Below are 15270 nucleotides of genomic sequence, written 5' to 3'. Positions count from 1 at the left end.
CCAGTCGTCACCAGTCAAGATGGTGACGCACCAGTCGCTCTCCCGCTCGGCGCCTGGCACCTCATGTCGGGGAATCGTGGACGCCGGTTTACATCACCACCCTGAGAGGTGATTTCGGCCCTGGCAGAGAGCCGGACACGGCCTGCCTACCCGTGCTCACGGGCCTCGCCAGATGTTGTCGAAGGCCGCCTTCTCGATGGCCCGCCGCTGACGTACGGCCGTCAGTTCCGTCACCGCGTCGTCGACGGCGGCCAGCACGGTCCCCGTCGTGCCCTCGGTGACCTCCGGGGGCTCCTCCGTCGGTGCCTCACGGATGCCGACGGTCGCCGCGAGCGTGGCGAGCACGGGTTCCCCGGCGGCCCATCGGTCCGCCGCCTGACGGCGGGCCGGGGAGTCGACCGGCGTGGCATCGCCGGTCCAGGCGGGCAGCCAGCGGCGGCGCTGCCGGGCGAGCAGGCCCTCCTCCTCGAACGCGGCCAGATAGGCCGAGGACAGGCCCTGGCCCCGGCGCCACAGCCAGTCCTCGACCGACTCGTATGGCGGCTGCCGGGTGAGCACATCGGCGGCCTCCCGCAGGAGGCGGTCGTCCGTCACCGGCGGGTCGCTCGGCACGATGAGGACTCCGTCCAGGGTGAGAGCCCGTAGCTCCACGAGGTCCAGCACTTCGGCGCCCGCGAGCGCGAGCGACAGGTCACCCGGTTCGGCACGACGGCCGGGCGCGGCGTCCAGGGCGACGGTCAACAGGTCCCGTGCAGTGGCCATGCGTGCCTCCACGACGCTTGCTCGACGATCTCCTGGAGGCCATCATGCCTGCGTCCTCCCGGTCGAGTGCCCCGCTCATCCCACCTCGCATCCACGGCCACCGCATCCCCACGGCGCCGATCGGGCCCCGCTGCCCGCGCCGGACGGCGCCGCGGCCGCGGCGCCGTCCGTGCCGCAGCGGATGCACCCTCGGCGTGCTGCGCCGATCCTGGAGGGAGGGAAGATCGGCAAGGAGGGCCACGATGTCCGTGATGGACAAGCTCAAGCAGATGCTGAAGGGAGGCGGGGAGCGCATCGGCCGGGGACACGACGAAGCCGGCCGGCCCGCCGACGACACGATGCGCGACCGCCCCGCCGGGCAGGCCGACAAGGGCCCGGATGCCCTCAGGGACCAGTTCCAGCCTCCGCAGGACCGGGACAACCCTCCCCAGCCGTAGCGCGGGCAGCGCGCGGCGGGAAGTCCCGCTCCTCTCCCACGGGTCGCCACCGGCCGGGTCCCGCAGCCCGGCTGACGGCGGCTCAGGTTCCACCCCCACCCGGAGGCCGAGATGGGTCAGGCTCTACCGTGAGCCGCGTGACTGCCTTTACCGATGAAGACGTCCCCGGCCGCTACGGCCCCTCGGCGACCACCGAGGCCGACCCCCGCACGGTGGGCCGGGTGCGGACGGAGTACTCCCCCGCGCACGATGGAGACCCGGATCCGGGGGAAATCGTCTGGACCTGGGTGCCGTTCGAGGAGAACGACGGGCGCGGCAAGGACCGCCCGGTGCTCGTGGTCGCCCGGGAGCCGGCCGGCACACTGCTCGCCGTGCAGCTGTCCAGCAAGCGGCACGACGGGGACCGGGAGTGGGTGCCGATCGGCAGCGGCCCCTGGGACCGGACGGGTCGCGACTCCTGGGTGGACGTGGACCGCGTGCTGCGGCTGCACGAGGACGGCATGCGGCGGGAGGCGTGCGCCCTGGACCGGATGCGGTTCAACCTCGTGGTGCACCGGCTGCGGGAGCGGTACGGCTGGAACTGATCGGCACGGCTCGGCACGGCTGGAGCCGAGGGCCTGGCCGGCGGGCGCGGGGGACCGGGCGGAGGGACCCGGTCAGACGGCAGCCACGTCGGCGAAAGTCCGCTCGAAGGCGGCCCGTGTCGTCGTACCGGACGTGCGGTCCAGGACGGCGAAGACCACCTCCTCGAAGGCGCCCCCGAACCGCCCCGTGACCAGCAGGCCGCGGAACGCCCCGGCGACCTGCCCCGGCTCGTTGCGGAACACCCCGCAGCCCCACGCCCCCAGCACCAGGCGCCGGTAGCCGCAGGCGGCCGCCGTCTCCAGAACCCGTTCGGCACGGGCGGCCAGGGCGCGGGGCAGCTCGTTCGCACGTTCCGGCGCCCGCTGCCGCACCACGCCCGCGTTCGGCGCGGCTGCGGTCAGGAAGCCCACCGCGTACGGCGCCTCGAGCAGCCGCCCACGGTCGTCGCGGAAGACCGGGACGGCCGGTGAGTGGATGACCCGGTCCGTGTAGAACGGGTCGCGGTCGGCCCGGTGGTGGTCGTAGAACTCCCGGACCTCGCGGACGCACGCGTACAGCGCGGAGGCACGGCACAGCGCCTCCTCCTGGGCCTGCGCGCCGTTCAGGAACCCGCCGCCCGGGTTGCGCGCGGAAGCGAAGTTCAGTACGGCCACCGGGTCACCCGACCGGCTCAGCAGGCGCCGGGCGGCTTCCAGGCTGCTCTCCCCCGTCACCTCGAAAACGGTGGCCCCCGAGCGCATCGGCGAGGTCTCCACCGGCCCCGGGCCGTACATCCGCGTCCCGGCGCGCGCGGCCTCGACCGCCGCGGCGATGGGCACCGTACGCCCCTCGGGCGTGCGGTAGGCGCCCGCCTCGACGATCTCCTGCGTCTTCTGTGCGATCCCGCGCAGCCGCGTGCTCACGCCGCCACCCCCGTGGGCGCCGTGAGCACACGGCACGCGGTCCCGCCCGGCGCACCGCCGTTCTCCCCCGTCGTGCTCATGAACGCATGGTGAGCGATGCTGGTCCTACGTCGCAACAGAGTTTCCCAGTCCCGGGAATTACCGTTTCCGGCCTGGCAAACAGGGAGGAATCAGTCCGCGAAGATCGACAGTGCACTCTTGTGCGAATGCACGGAAGGGTCTTGGGTGGGACGAGCGACGCCGCCCCGGCCATCCGATACCGGGGCGGTGGCATGGTGGAATCTCAGGAGGATCCCGACATGTCCGATTCGGTGAGTGGCTGTACGGAGCGCCGCTCCGCTGTCACCGAAGCCGAGGTGGAGGCGCTGGTCCACGGCATCTGTTTCAAGACCGGACCGCCCCGCACCCTCGGTGTCGAAGTGGAATGGTTCGTCCACGAGCTGCGCAAGCCGTGGCTCCCGGCACCACCCGAACGTCTCCGCGCGGTCTACACCGCGCTGCGGACCCTGCCCCTGCGTTCGGCCCTCACCGTCGAACCGGGCGGGCAGCTGGAGCTCAGCTCCGCCCCCGTCACCTCCCTGATGGAGTGCATAGGGTCCGTCTCCGCCGACCTCGACGCGGTCCGCGCCCTGCTGGCCGAGGCGGGTCTCGGCCTCAGCGGCTACGGCCACGAACCGTGGCACCCCCCTCGCCGCTTCCTGGCGGACCCCCGCTACGACGCCATGGAGCGCTACCTCGACCGCACCGGTCCCGAGGGGCGGTCGATGATGTGCTCCTCGGCGTCCGTCCAGGTGTGCCTGGACGCCGGTTACGAGGAGCCGGGCCCGCTGGGGCACGGACGCCGCTGGTGGCTGGCGCACCAGCTGGGAGCGGTGCTGGTCGCGGCGTTCGCGCACTCCCCGCTGTCCCGGGGCCGGCCCACGGGCTGGCGCTCGACGCGGCAGTCCCTGTGGTCCGCCATGGATCCGGGACGCAGCAGCGCCCCGCCCCTCGTCGGCGATCCGCGGGCCTCCTGGGCCCGGCATGTGATGGACGCGCCCGTGATGTGCGTCCGCACCGGCTCAGGCCCCTGGTACGTTCCGGACGGCTTGAGTTTCCGGTCCTGGACCCGGTCCGAGGCTCCCCCGGACCACAGCGACCTCGAGTACCACCTCACGACCCTGTTCCCTCCGATCCGGCCCCGCGGACATCTCGAACTCCGCATGATCGACGCGCAGCCCGGCGACGACGGGTGGATCGTGCCGCTCGCCGTGACCGCGGCGCTGTTCGACGATCCCGAGGCCGCCGAGACCGCCTACCGGACCGTCAAGCCCCTGGCCGAGCGCGCCGGCCCGCTGCCGCCGCCGCGCAACGCGCTGTGGGTCACCGCCGCGCGCGAGGGGCTGACCGACCCCGAGCTGCACGAGGCCGCCGTCGCCTGTTTCGCGGCCGCGGCCGAGGCACTGCCCAGGATCGGCGCCAGCGACGACGTACAGGAGGCCGTCGCGGAGTTCACCGACCGCTATGTGGCCCGGGGCCGCTGCCCCGCCGACGATCTGCTGCTCCAGTTCCACGGGAACGACACCCGTTGCGGCGGGGACGACACCCGTGTCCACGGGAAGGACATGCACTCATGACCGACGCCCGGTCATCGATCGACCCCGGCACGCTGCGAGAGCGCGCGCTGGACGCGCTGACCAGGGCGCGCGACCGCACCGCGCTCCTGACCACCTGCGTGGAGGACCCCGACCTCACCGCCCAGCACTCCCCGCTGATGTCGCCGCTGGTGTGGGACCTCGCACACATCGGCAACCAGGAGGAGCTGTGGCTGCTGCGCGCGGTGGCGGGCCGTGAGGCCATGCGGCCCGAGATAGACGGGCTGTACGACGCCTTCGAGCACCCGCGCGCCGAGCGGCCCTCGCTGCCTCTGCTGTCACCGGACGAGGCCCGCCGCTACGCTGCGGACGTCCGGGGGCGGGCGCTGGACGTGCTGGAGAGCGCGCCGTTCGAGGGCCACGCCCTGACCGAGGCCGGCTTCGCGTTCGGCATGGTCGCCCAGCACGAACAGCAGCACGACGAAACCATGCTGATCACCCATCAGCTGCGCCGGGGCCCCCAGGCTCTCACCGCCCCCGACCCGGCTCCCGCCCCGCCCTACACGGGCCCGTCCGAAGTCCTCGTACCGGCCGGCCCGTTCACCATGGGCACCTCGACCGAGCCATGGTCACTGGACAACGAACGGCCCGCGCACCAGCGGGAGGTGGCGGCCTTCCACATCGACGCCCTTCCGGTGACGAACGCCGCCTACCAGGCGTTCATCGAGGACGGGGGCTACGACGAGGAGCGTTGGTGGACGCCCGAGGGCTGGGCGCACGTCCGCACCCACGGCCTGAGGGCCCCGCTGTTCTGGCGCCGCGAGAGCGGCCAGTGGCTGCGGCGGCACTTCGGCGTCACCGAGGCCGTACCGCCCGACGAGCCCGTCCTGCACGTGTGCTGGTACGAGGCGGACGCATACGCGCGCTGGGCGGGGCGCCGGCTGCCCACCGAGACGGAGTGGGAGAAGGCGGCCCGCCACGATCCCGCAACGGGCCGCTCCCGGCGCTATCCGTGGGGCGACGCCGATCCCACGCCCGAGCACGCCAACCTCGGGCAGCGCCATCTGCGTCCGGCTCCGGCCGGCAGCTATCCGGCGGGTGCATCCGCGCTCGGCGTACGGCAGCTGATCGGTGACGTGTGGGAGTGGACGTCGAGCGACTTCCTGCCGTACCCGGGGTTCACGGCGTTCCCGTACAAGGAGTACTCGGAGGTGTTCTTCGGGTCCGAGTACAAGGTGCTGCGGGGAGGCTCGTTCGCCGTGGACCCGGTGGCCTGCCGGGGTACGTTCCGCAACTGGGACTATCCCGTCCGGCGGCAGATCTTCTCCGGCTTCCGCACCGCCAGGGACGCCTGATGTGCCGTCATCTCGCCTATCTGGGACCCGAGGAGCCGCTCGGGCGGCTTCTGCTGGAGCCCCCGCACAGTCTGTACCGGCAGTCGTGGGCGCCGCGGCGGCAGCGGTACGGCACCGTCAACGCCGACGGTTTCGGGGTCGGCTGGTACGCCCCGGACGACCCCGTGCCGGCGCGCTACCGCAGGGCGGGGCCCATCTGGGCCGACACCTCCCTCACCGACCTGGCGCGGGTCGTGCGCTCGGGCGCCGTCCTGGCCGCGGTGCGGGACGCGACCAGCTGCGACCCCGACCCCGAGGCCGCGGCGGCGCCCTACACCGGGGACAGATGGCTGTTCAGCCACAATGGGGCCGTCAAGGGCTGGCCCGACTCGATGGGCGGCCTCGCCGGGTCGCTGCCGCCCGTGGAGCTGCTCTCGCTGGAGTCGCGCTGCGACTCGGCCCTGGTGTGGGCACTGCTGCTGAACCGGCTGCGCGCCGGCATGGAGGACGGGAAGGCCCTGGCCGACACCGTCCTGGAGGTCGCCTCGGCGGCACCCGGCTCCCGGCTGAATCTGCTCGTCACCGACGGCCAGACGATCACCGCGACCGCCTGGGGCGACACGCTGTGGTACCTCACCGGTCCCGGCGGCCGTGTCGTCGTGGCCTCCGAACCCTACGACGACGACCCGCACTGGCAGGAGGTGGCCGACCGCACCCTGCTCTCGGCCACCCGCACCGACGTCCTGCTGACCCCGCTCAAGGACCCGCGCGACGACATGGCGCCCGTACCATCCGAGGAGTCCCGCACGTGAGCCCGTTCCTTGTCATCCGCACCCTCCCCGAGGACGCCACGGAGGCCGCACTGCGCGCCGACGTACTGCACGGCCTCACCAAAACGCCCAAGACGCTGCCGCCGAAGTGGTTCTACGACGCGCACGGCAGCGAGTTGTTCGAGAAGATCACCGAACTGCCCGAGTACTACCCCACGCGCGCCGAGCGGGAGATCCTGATCGTCCGCTCCGGCGAGATCGCGGCCGCGACCGGCGCTCGGACGCTGGTCGAGCTGGGTTCCGGCTCCTCCGAGAAGACCCGCCATCTGCTGGACGCACTGACCGGCCTGCACACCTATGTCCCGGTGGACGTGAGCGAGAGCGCGCTCAGCCAGGCGGGGCAGGCGCTGATCGCCGAGCGGCCCGGCCTGGACGTCCACGCGCTGATCGCGGACTTCACCGCGGGGCTCACGCTGCCTCGGACGCCGGGGCCGAGGCTCGTGGCGTTCCTGGGCGGCACGATCGGCAATCTGCTGCCCGCCGAGCGCGCTGCGTTCCTCACCTCCGTACGGGCGCTGATGTCGCCCGGGGACGCGCTGCTGCTCGGCACCGACCTGGTGAAGGACGAGTCGGTGCTGGTCGCGGCGTACGACGACGCGGCCGGGGTGACGGCCGAGTTCAACAAGAACGTGCTGGCCGTGCTCAACCGTGAGCTGGGCGCGGACTTCGACCCGGACGCCTTCGCCCATAAGGCCGTGTGGGACGCCGACCACGAGTGGATCGAGATGCGGCTGCGGTCACGGACGGCCCAGACGGTGAAGATCCCCGCGCTGGACCTGGCGGTGGACTTCGCGGACGGGGAGGAGCTGCGCACGGAGGTGTCGGCGAAGTTCCGCAAGGACGGGGTTCGGCGTGAACTCGCTTCGGCCGAACTTGAGTTGACGCACTGGTGGACGGACGCGGAGGGGAGGTTCGCCCTGTCGTTGAGCGGGGTGCGCTGACAGCGGCACAGCAGAGAGGCCCGTGCCCCGGTCTGGCGGGGCACGGGCGCGCCGCCGGACCCCAGGGTCCGTTCCGCCCGCGCCGTGGCGGTCATCCGCCGGCGAGGGTCTGTGTGATGCGGTGTGAGGCGCGGGTCGCCTCGGTCGCCGGGTCCGCGCCCCGGAGCACCCTGGTCATCCAGGTCTTGATCGGGTTGTCCGCCTCGACCGCCGCCCAGGCGGGCGCGGCGGGTGTCGCCCGGCCGTGTGCGGCGCCCGCCGCCATGGCCGCGACGCCCTCCTCGCCCGCAACCGCGTCCGCGAGCGTGGTCTTGTTGGGTACGTACTTCATCGTGCGGGCCAGATCGGTCTGCCAGGTGGTGCCGGCGAGCGCGGCGACGACGGCGGTGGCACCGCGCCGGTCGTCGGTGTTCTTCGGGATCACGAGGTCGGAGCCGCCGGTGAAGACCGCGCAGGGTCTCGCGGCCGTCCTGCCCGGAAGGGGGAAGTACCCCAGCCGGTCCTTCAGTTCGGGGTTCCGCTGCACCACGGCCTGGGTGAGCCCGGGAACGGCCACGATCTGCGCGACGTGCCCCCCGGCGAACACACCGGCCTGCGGCGGGTGTTCCTCGTCGGCGCCCACGGGGCCGGAGCCCAGCGTCTGGAGCCGTCGGTAGAAGTCCATGCCGCGCAGCGCGGCGGGCGTGTCGAGTGTGCCCTCCCAGGTGCCGGCCGACGTCTGCCGGGCGAGGTCGCCGCCCTCGTCCCAGATGAATCCGGAGAGGGTGTACCAGTCCTGCCCGGCCAGGTAGATCCCCTGGTTGCCACGGGAGTCGAGTTTCGCCGTGTCCACGAGCCACTGCGCACGCGTCCTGGGCGGCTCGGTGATGCCGGCCCGGGCGAAGAGGTCCTTGCGGTAGATGACGACGCGATTGGCCGCGTACCAGGGAATCCCGTACTGGTGTCCGGCGAAGCTGCCCGGCTGGGCGAGGCCCGGCAGCCAGTCGTCCATGCCCCAGTCGCGCATCGACTCCAGCGTCAGGTCGAGCAGTCCGCCCCGGTCCACGTACTGTGCGACCTGGGTGTTGCCGATCTCGATGACGTCGGGACCGCCGCCGCCGGTGCGCTCCAGAGCCGCCTGGACCTTGGCTCCGATCCCGGTCCACTGCTGGATGCGGATGTCGAGGCGCAGATCGCCGTGGGTTCGCTGGAAGTCGCGGGTGAACCGGTCGAGGAAGGCGGCCGACGCGCTGTCCTTCATCAGCCAAACGGTCACGGTCCGGCGTTCGGTCCCGCCGCCGGGCAGGACTCCGCACGCGGCGAGGAGTAAGGCGGACACGCATACGAGGGCGAGGAGACGTCTCACGGAGGGTCCTGTTCTGCCTTGCGGACAAGGGAGGGGGCCCGACGTGGGGGGACGAGCGAGGAGCTCGTACGGGTGCTCCGGGATTTTGGTATGGACCAATGCCCGGGTCAAGGGGACGGCCGATGTCTCGCGGACCACCGCCCCGTACGGCACGGTGGAGGGACGTGGGACACCCGCCGCGCCGAGAGGAGCACCCGTATGACCGACCACACCTACCGGGTCACCGAGATCGTCGGCAGCTCGCCCGAGGGCGTCGACCAGGCCGTACGCAATGCCATCGCCCGCGCCTCGCAGACCCTGCGCAATCTGGACTGGTTCGAGGTCACACAGGTCAGGGGCCGGATCGAGAACGGGCAGATCGAGCACTACCAGGTCGGCCTGAAGGTGGGATTCCGCCTGGAGGACGGCGAGTAGCCGGGCCGCTCTCAGGTGCGCCCTTCCCGCTCCTGCGCATCCATCAGGGCGGCGGAGGGGGATGTCCAGCGGGCGCGTACGACGGTGAATCCGGCCTGTTCGGCCGCCTGGCACACGAGTTCGTCGTCGTCGACGAGCATACGGATCTCTCGGCCCAGGGCCAGCTCGCGGAGGAGTTCCAGCTTGGTGACGCGAGCGGGCCTGCGGTCGCCGTCGGCCCGCATGGACACCCGCCCCTCGGGCAGCCCCTGAGCGGCGAGCCAGTCGAGTGTGTCGCGCCGGCAGCGCGCGGGCCGTCCGGTCAGATAGAAGAGCTCGCACTCCTCGGCGGTCCGCAGCGCGAGCGCGATTCCCTCGGCCAGCGGCGGATCCTGCGGCGCGGCCGCGAAGAACGCCTCCCAGTCACGCGGTTTCCGCTCCAGGAAACGCTGCCGGTGCGCGGTGTCGGCAAGGGTGTTGTCGATGTCGAAGACGGCGACCGGCCTACTGCTGTTCGTCACCCGGCCACTCTACGGAGACGGCGGTGGCGCCCGGGCGGCGACCTGACCCGGACGGGTCAGAAGCGGACATGGTTGCTCGGGGCGGGCTCACTCACCGAGTTCAGCACTGAGTCACGACAGATTCTCGTAGAGCACTGGTATATGACCCAACCATGGCCAAACCTCACGTTGCGGACCGTACGCCGATAACGCAGGGTCAAGGTGTGAGCGCACTCTCGCCCGCCCCCGCTGCCGAACAGGCCGAGGGCACAGACCGTCGCGTCCGCCTTCCCTTCCGAGTCCGGCTCCTGCCCGGTGCTGCACCGGCCCTTGCCCTGTTCGCCGTCATACGTCTCACCGGTCTCGCTGCGATCGCCGTCGCGAACCGCACCATGGGCCACCCACTGCTCAAGGGCCTGGCCCACTCATGGGACTCCCGCTGGTATCTGCACATAGCCCAGCACGGCTACGGCACCCAGACCCACGTCCTCGCCTCCACCGGTGCCGTGCAGCGCGACTGGGCGTTCTTCCCCCTGTATCCAGCGCTCACCCGAGCCGTGTACACCGTCCTGCCCATCACTCCGGGCGCCGCCGCCATACTGATCGCCTGGAGCGCCGCGGTGGTGGCCGCGTACGGCATCTACACGATCGGCCATCACCTGTACGGCCGAGCGGTCGCCACCGCACTCGTCGGTGTGTGGGCAGCCCTGCCCCACTCCGTGGTCCTGGACATCGCCTATACGGAGCCCCTGCTCACCGCTCTCGCCGCCTGGTCCCTGTACGCCGTGCTCAGGCGTCGCTGGCTGTGGGCGGGCGCGCTCGCCGCCCTGGCGGGCCTGTCCCGGCCCACGGGGTTCGCCGTGGCCGCGGCCGTGGGCGCCGTGGCCATCCAGGAGATCGTCAGGCGGCGCGGCCGGGTGCCCGCCGGCCTGTGGGTCGGCACCGCGATCGCACCCCTCGGCTGGGTGGGCTTCGTGCTGTGGGTGGGCGCCCAAACGGGTGATCTGTTCGGCGGCTACTTCACCGTGCAGCGCGCCTGGGACTCCCGCTTCGACTTCGGCGTCGGCTCCCTGCACTTCCTCAAGTCGCTGCTCGAGCACGGCGGCCGGGCCGTCTACCCGCTGGCGCTGGTGATCGTCGTGGCGGCCGTGCTGCTGTTCTGCCTGCTCTGCCTCGACGGCGCCCCCCTGGCGCTGATCGTGTACGCCGGAGTGCTGCTGCTGATCACGGTCGGCGGCTCGGGCCCGTACGCGTCGAAGCCGCGCTTCCTGCTGCCCGCGTTCCCTCTGCTGATTCCGCTCGCGCGCGGGCTCGCGCGCAGCTGGCGGCTGCGGCCGAAGCAGGCCGTGCTGGTCGGGGCCAGCCTCGCCGCCGCCTCCGTGGCCTACGGCACCTATCTCCTGACAGCAGGCCACACTCCGCTGTGAGCCCCGCGGCCACCGTCAGGGCTCGACGGCGGCCGAATGTCCCCGGGCGCGTGCACGGGGGCCGCGAACTGCATCACCGCTGTCTCGGTGTCGCCGGGGCGGGTACTCGGGGCATGCCGGAAACTCCCTGAGGAGATGACTCGGATGCTGTTCCTCGGACTGCTCCTTCTCGCGGCCACCGCCGCCTTCACCGGTCTGGCGATCGCGGGCAACCTGTCCGGTGGCCCCGACTACACCGTGTCCGTGCTCGACAATCCCATCGTGACCATGAGCACCCTCGCGATATTCGCCTCCGGGCTCGCCCTGGCACTGCTGTTCTGCCTGGGCCTGGCCACCGCGCTGACCGCGGCGACGCACCGGTACGGCTCGCGGCGGTCCCGGGCACACCGTACTGCCGCGGTGGACGAGCGGACGGGACCCGACACCCGGCTGTGAGGTCCCGGCCTCATCGATTGGGGTCGGCCGTGCTGATGTCCGCGAGGGCGGACCGCGGGTCCTCCGAGGCGGCGAGGTCGCCCAGGCTGACGATGCCGACCGGGCACCCGCCGCTCTCGACCACGGGGAGCCTGCGCACGGCGTGGCGGCGCATCAGCTCGACCGCGTGATCGGTGGTGTCGTCGGGCGAGAGCGTGATCACGGGCGGCCGGGTGCACACCGAGCCCGCGGTCACGGTGTTCGGGTCGCGGTCCCCGGCCATCGCCCGGACCACGATGTCGCGGTCGGTGAGGACGCCGAACAGATCACGGTCGTACGTCACCAGGACGTCACCGACGTCCTGTTCGCGCATCAGGCGGGCCACCCTGGCCACCGGGGTCATGGGCTCGACGGCAACCGCGCCTCGGGACATCACGTCACGTACCTGCCTGGTCATGGGAACCTCCGGGATCGTCTCGGTCGTCTCGGTCGTCTCGGGCCCGGCCGGAGTCTCGCCCGGCTCGTCATCCGGCCGGGTGGGGCTCGTCAGCTGCGCGCCAGCCGGTCCAGCGGCGGACGGCGACCACGATCACGGGTCCGTCCGGCGGCGCCTCGCGGTACTGGGGGTACTTCCGCGTCAGCAGGGCGATGGCCGCCTCGTACTCCTCCCGGTCCTGCTCCGCGGGCGCGCGGGGCGGCACCGTCCGCGCGTCTCCGTCGGCCCGTACCCACCACAGCCGTTCCCAGTCCTCGTCGTACGCGTCCGCCAGCAGGCAGACGGCCGGGTGGACGGCGATGTTGCGCAGCCGCCTCAGCCGGTGGGAGACCTTGGGCTTGCGGTCGACGGCCGTGACGATCCGGTCGTCGCCGCGCCGCGCGAACACCACCGGGGCCAGATGGGGCCGTCCCGCGGAGTCCACGGTGGCGAGGCGCGCCACGCGGGCATCCGTGAACCGTCGCACTGCCTCGTCCTCCTGCATCCGTGGCACTGTTCCACCCTCCTCCCGCGCGGTGAGGTACTCCACTCGGCCGTGCGGCGTGGTGCGGTCGTGAGGACGTCGGCGGCGGCCGGCGCCGGCGGGTACCCGACGTCCGGTTTCCTACACGACATCGCCTCCGGGCCGGGGATCCGGCGGCCGGACGGCCGGCCGACGGCCCGGATGCCGGGTCCGGGGCGGACGGGGCAGACTGGAAGGACGGATCCGAGCTGAACGGGCCGGCCGGAGGATCGGGCGACCGCCTCCGCTACAGCCGCCCGGCCACCGGCCCACGCCCCGGCCCGCCGACCGGCCGGCAAGGAGGCCGTCGTGGAATTCGACGTGATCGTGGAGATCCCTCAGGGATCGCGGAACAAGTACGAGATGGACCACGAGCTCGACCGACTCCGCCTGGACCGGATGCTGTTCACGTCCACCAAGTACCCGGCCGACTACGGCTATATCGACCACACCCTGGGCCGGGACGGCGACCCGCTCGACGCCCTCGTCCTGGTCGGGGACCCCACCTTCCCGGGCTGTGTGATCGAGTGCCGTGCCGTCGGCATGTTCGTGATGAAGGACGAGAAGGGACCCGACGAGAAGGTCCTGTGCGTCCCGGCACACGACCCGCGCTACTCCTCGCTGCAGGACATCGACGACGTGCCCAAGTTCGACCGGCTGGAGATCACCCACTTCTTCGAGGTCTACAAGGACCTGGAGCCAGGCAAGTCGGTCGAGGGTTCCCACTGGGAGGGACGCGAACAGGCGTACGCGGAGATCGACGCCGCCCGTCGGCGCGCCGTCGAGGGCTGACGGCCGGACAGGGATCGAGCGAGGAAGGACCGCACCATGACGGCCGATCCCCACTCCGTCTCCGAGTCGTTCACCTACGTCTGCGGGGACTGCGGGCGCACCTGGGACACGGTCTTCCGGGTCGTGGTCTTCGCCGACCGCGACGGGTTGACGTCACAGGCGTACATCGACGAGCGGGGCAGGGTGCTCAAGTCGCCGTCGGCCGCCGCGGTCTGCCCCGGCTGCGGCGGCAGCAGGGTGCACGCCCTGCCGCCCGGCCTCGCCGCCCGGGCGCACGCGGCCGAACGCGCCGTCCACGAGCGCTACGGCCCCCGCGTCCACACACCGCGCCCTCTGCGGCACTTCTCCTCGCCGCGGGGAAGGCCGGGTGGGCGCGGGAGTCCGCCGTCCGCCTAGAGGGTGCCGAACTCCGCGCTGAACGGCGGGCGTCGTACGGCAGTGCCGCGGTTCAGCCGTGGACGTCTTCCCGTGCCCGCGGAAGCACCGTGACACGGCGGAAGTTGCACTCCTCGCCAGGAGTGCTCTCGGACGGGGGCCGGCTCTGGTGGGCGTGCAGAGCCACGCTCACCAGACTCAGCAGCAGATCGACATCGGTGTCGCAGTCCAGGCGCACGGTCACCCAGCGCGAGCCGGGGACCATGCGGATGGCGGTCGACCCGGCGAGGTCGCCGGAAAAGCGCTGCAGGGCTCCGCTGGTCAGATGCAGGTCCGCCTCGTGCGCGGTGTGGATGTGCACGATCTCGCTGTACCCGGAGCGGAGTGCCCGCCCCGTTCCGCAACTGGCCGGCTCCACCGTGAGGTCGGGCCAGGCCTCGAGTCGCTCCAGGGCGCGCTGGGCCAAAGTCATGAGCCCATCGTCGCCCCCTCATTCCCCGGCCACCAGAGGTTGAGGGTTCCGTAACCGGGACGTGAGGTTACCGAAGGTGACGGCGTGGTCAGGTGCCACTCGGTCGGGGTGAGCCGCACGTCGCGGCCGTCGCGTGCCGCTTTCCCGGCCTGCAGGTCGACGGTGAAAGTCATCGGTCGTGATCGGGATCGTCCGGGGGCGAGGGGCGACTCCTGCGAGCGGCGGACGGCGGCCCGCAGCCGGGCCGGCAACTCGTCCATGCGAGGGGCTTGTTGATGTGGTCGTCGCCACCGGCATCCAGGGCGGCGGCCTTCTCGCCGGAGGCCTGACGGGCGGACAGCACCGGGATCGGCACGGGATCCAGCCGCGCAGCGTCTTGATGACGTTACGCCGTCCATGCCGGGCGGCCCGAGATCGAGCAGCACCACATCGGGCCGATGGGCCACGGCGAGGCCGAGGGCCCTGACGCCGTCGGTGGCGCGTCCACTCGCAGTGGCGGGCCTGCCGGTTGACGACGAGGGACCGTACGAGTCGGGGCTCGTCCTCCACCACCAGCACCCGGGTCATGGGTGTGCGCCTTTCCGGCCTCCACGACGCGCGACACGAGATGGCCGGCGTGCCCGCGGAAGGGCCCGGCCGGACGGTGTCCGACCGTCGCTGGGCGAAGGAGCTGCTCCTTCGGCGGGCGGGGTCGAGCTCGATCCGCAGGTGCTGGTCGACAATCCCGGCGTGACGCTGTGTGTTCGTTTCCCGAGGGGCGGCCCTCCGCTCCGGTCTCCCACTGACGGTCCTCCCGGACCTGGCGGTCTTGATGCGCACTTGATGCCGGTTTGATACGGAGCTGACTTCGGCGCATTCGTTCTTAACGGAAGCTTGACGCCATGGTCGACGCCATTCGTGGGCCCAGGCGTCACTCTCTGCATACGCTGGTGCGGCCGTCCGTGTGATGGCCGAATCCGTCACCGAGACGTACCCAGGAGAGCGCGCCGATGGCCACCACCGAACACCCCCCTGCGAGCCGATTGCGGGCGTGGATGCTGGAGGGGCTCTCCGACATGGGCAGCAAGGGCTCCACCCAGGGTCCGCAGGCCCAGCCGGAACCGGCGCACAAAGGCCAGCGCTGGTGGCGGGTGATGTGCCTGACCGGCGTCGACTACTTCTCCACCCTCGGCTACCAGCCCGGAATCGC

The 15270-nt window shown here is 72.0% G+C and carries 18 protein-coding genes and 2 pseudogenes; 12 read left to right on the top strand and 8 right to left on the bottom strand.

What is annotated here, in order from left to right; genetic code table 11:
• Nucleotides 1–156: 156 nt before the first annotated feature.
• Complete coding sequence (locus LZ604_RS16620; protein ID WP_234515894.1) at nucleotides 157–762, bottom strand: GOLPH3/VPS74 family protein; 606 nt, start codon at nucleotides 760–762, stop codon at nucleotides 157–159.
• A 242-nt stretch (nucleotides 763–1004) separates the two neighbouring features.
• Between LZ604_RS16620 and LZ604_RS16615 the strand changes: the two genes are divergently transcribed.
• Entirely contained in the window at nucleotides 1005–1199 is a 195-nt protein-coding gene (locus LZ604_RS16615) for an antitoxin (protein WP_234515893.1), read from the top strand.
• 137 nt (nucleotides 1200–1336) lie between these two features.
• Nucleotides 1337–1783, top strand: coding sequence for a type II toxin-antitoxin system PemK/MazF family toxin (locus LZ604_RS16610; RefSeq protein ID WP_234515892.1), 447 nt, complete (start codon nucleotides 1337–1339; stop codon nucleotides 1781–1783).
• 72 nt (nucleotides 1784–1855) lie between these two features.
• Here the strand turns inward: LZ604_RS16610 and LZ604_RS16605 are convergent, their stop codons facing one another.
• Entirely contained in the window at nucleotides 1856–2686 is an 831-nt protein-coding gene (locus LZ604_RS16605) for a TIGR02452 family protein (protein WP_234515891.1), read from the bottom strand.
• A 299-nt stretch (nucleotides 2687–2985) separates the two neighbouring features.
• On the opposite strand from LZ604_RS16605, the gene egtA reads away from it, so the two are divergent.
• Genes egtA through egtD form a run of 4 tightly spaced genes read left to right on the top strand, consistent with a single transcriptional unit; the run spans nucleotide 2986 to nucleotide 7365 of the window.
• Entirely contained in the window at nucleotides 2986–4302 is a 1317-nt protein-coding gene (gene egtA / locus LZ604_RS16600; protein ID WP_234515890.1) for an ergothioneine biosynthesis glutamate--cysteine ligase EgtA, read from the top strand.
• On the top strand, nucleotides 4299–5615 hold the full coding sequence (egtB, locus tag LZ604_RS16595; protein WP_234515889.1) for an ergothioneine biosynthesis protein EgtB: 1317 nt from the start codon (nucleotides 4299–4301) through the stop codon (nucleotides 5613–5615). Before egtA ends, egtB begins: the two co-directional genes overlap by 4 nt.
• Complete coding sequence (gene egtC / locus LZ604_RS16590) at nucleotides 5615–6406, top strand: ergothioneine biosynthesis protein EgtC (protein WP_234515888.1); 792 nt, start codon at nucleotides 5615–5617, stop codon at nucleotides 6404–6406. Before egtB ends, egtC begins: the two co-directional genes overlap by 1 nt.
• A complete protein-coding gene (gene egtD, locus LZ604_RS16585) occupies nucleotides 6403–7365 on the top strand; it encodes an L-histidine N(alpha)-methyltransferase (RefSeq protein ID WP_234515887.1) in 963 nt (320 codons plus the stop codon). Before egtC ends, egtD begins: the two co-directional genes overlap by 4 nt.
• A gap of 91 nt (nucleotides 7366–7456) precedes the next feature.
• Here egtD and LZ604_RS16580 read toward each other — a convergent pair whose 3' ends face one another.
• Entirely contained in the window at nucleotides 7457–8605 is a 1149-nt protein-coding gene (locus tag LZ604_RS16580) for an extracellular solute-binding protein (protein ID WP_267971467.1), read from the bottom strand.
• Nucleotides 8606–8908: 303 nt separating this feature from the next.
• Between LZ604_RS16580 and LZ604_RS16575 the strand changes: the two genes are divergently transcribed.
• Nucleotides 8909–9124, top strand: coding sequence for a dodecin (locus LZ604_RS16575; RefSeq protein ID WP_234515885.1), 216 nt, complete (start codon nucleotides 8909–8911; stop codon nucleotides 9122–9124).
• 11 nt (nucleotides 9125–9135) lie between these two features.
• Here LZ604_RS16575 and LZ604_RS16570 read toward each other — a convergent pair whose 3' ends face one another.
• On the bottom strand, nucleotides 9136–9624 hold the full coding sequence (locus tag LZ604_RS16570) for a phosphatase domain-containing protein (RefSeq protein ID WP_234515884.1): 489 nt from the start codon (nucleotides 9622–9624) through the stop codon (nucleotides 9136–9138).
• Between the two features lie 152 nt (nucleotides 9625–9776).
• Here LZ604_RS16570 and LZ604_RS16565 point away from each other — a divergent pair, with 152 nt between their 5' ends.
• Together LZ604_RS16565 and LZ604_RS16560 are read left to right on the top strand one after the other, a co-directional pair.
• Entirely contained in the window at nucleotides 9777–11030 is a 1254-nt protein-coding gene (locus tag LZ604_RS16565; protein ID WP_267971466.1) for a putative hexosyltransferase, read from the top strand.
• 144 nt (nucleotides 11031–11174) lie between these two features.
• Nucleotides 11175–11465 carry a hypothetical protein gene (locus tag LZ604_RS16560; RefSeq protein WP_234515882.1) on the top strand — a complete coding sequence of 97 codons (291 nt, stop codon included), beginning with the start codon at nucleotides 11175–11177 and terminating at the stop codon, nucleotides 11463–11465.
• 10 nt (nucleotides 11466–11475) lie between these two features.
• Here LZ604_RS16560 and LZ604_RS16555 read toward each other — a convergent pair whose 3' ends face one another.
• Both LZ604_RS16555 and LZ604_RS16550 read right to left on the bottom strand, forming a co-directional pair.
• The gene (locus LZ604_RS16555; RefSeq protein WP_234515881.1) at nucleotides 11476–11901 is read right to left on the bottom strand and encodes a CBS domain-containing protein; all 426 of its coding nucleotides are present in this window, start codon (nucleotides 11899–11901) and stop codon (nucleotides 11476–11478) included.
• A gap of 67 nt (nucleotides 11902–11968) precedes the next feature.
• Nucleotides 11969–12433, bottom strand: a complete 465-nt coding sequence (locus tag LZ604_RS16550) for a TIGR03668 family PPOX class F420-dependent oxidoreductase (protein ID WP_234515880.1) — start codon at nucleotides 12431–12433, stop codon at nucleotides 11969–11971.
• Between the two features lie 318 nt (nucleotides 12434–12751).
• On the opposite strand from LZ604_RS16550, the gene LZ604_RS16545 reads away from it, so the two are divergent.
• Nucleotides 12752–13234, top strand: coding sequence for an inorganic diphosphatase (locus tag LZ604_RS16545; protein WP_234515879.1), 483 nt, complete (start codon nucleotides 12752–12754; stop codon nucleotides 13232–13234).
• 36 nt (nucleotides 13235–13270) lie between these two features.
• Entirely contained in the window at nucleotides 13271–13630 is a 360-nt protein-coding gene (locus tag LZ604_RS16540) for a hypothetical protein (protein ID WP_234515878.1), read from the top strand.
• Between the two features lie 52 nt (nucleotides 13631–13682).
• Here the strand turns inward: LZ604_RS16540 and LZ604_RS16535 are convergent, their stop codons facing one another.
• On the bottom strand, nucleotides 13683–14081 hold the full coding sequence (locus tag LZ604_RS16535) for a luciferase domain-containing protein (RefSeq protein WP_234515877.1): 399 nt from the start codon (nucleotides 14079–14081) through the stop codon (nucleotides 13683–13685).
• Between the two features lie 89 nt (nucleotides 14082–14170).
• Nucleotides 14171–14648, bottom strand: a pseudogene (locus LZ604_RS16530) (response regulator transcription factor); the annotation flags it as partial.
• Between the two features lie 422 nt (nucleotides 14649–15070).
• On the opposite strand from LZ604_RS16530, the pseudogene LZ604_RS16525 reads away from it, so the two are divergent.
• Nucleotides 15071–15270: pseudogene (locus LZ604_RS16525) on the top strand (amino acid transporter); the annotation flags it as partial.

It is taken from the genome of Streptomyces glomeratus (genome assembly GCF_021462825.1).
GTDB classification, from domain to species: domain Bacteria; phylum Actinomycetota; class Actinomycetes; order Streptomycetales; family Streptomycetaceae; genus Streptomyces; species Streptomyces glomeratus.
The sequence above is the reverse complement of the archived record's forward strand: the minus strand, read 5'-3'. Positions and strand labels throughout refer to the sequence as shown.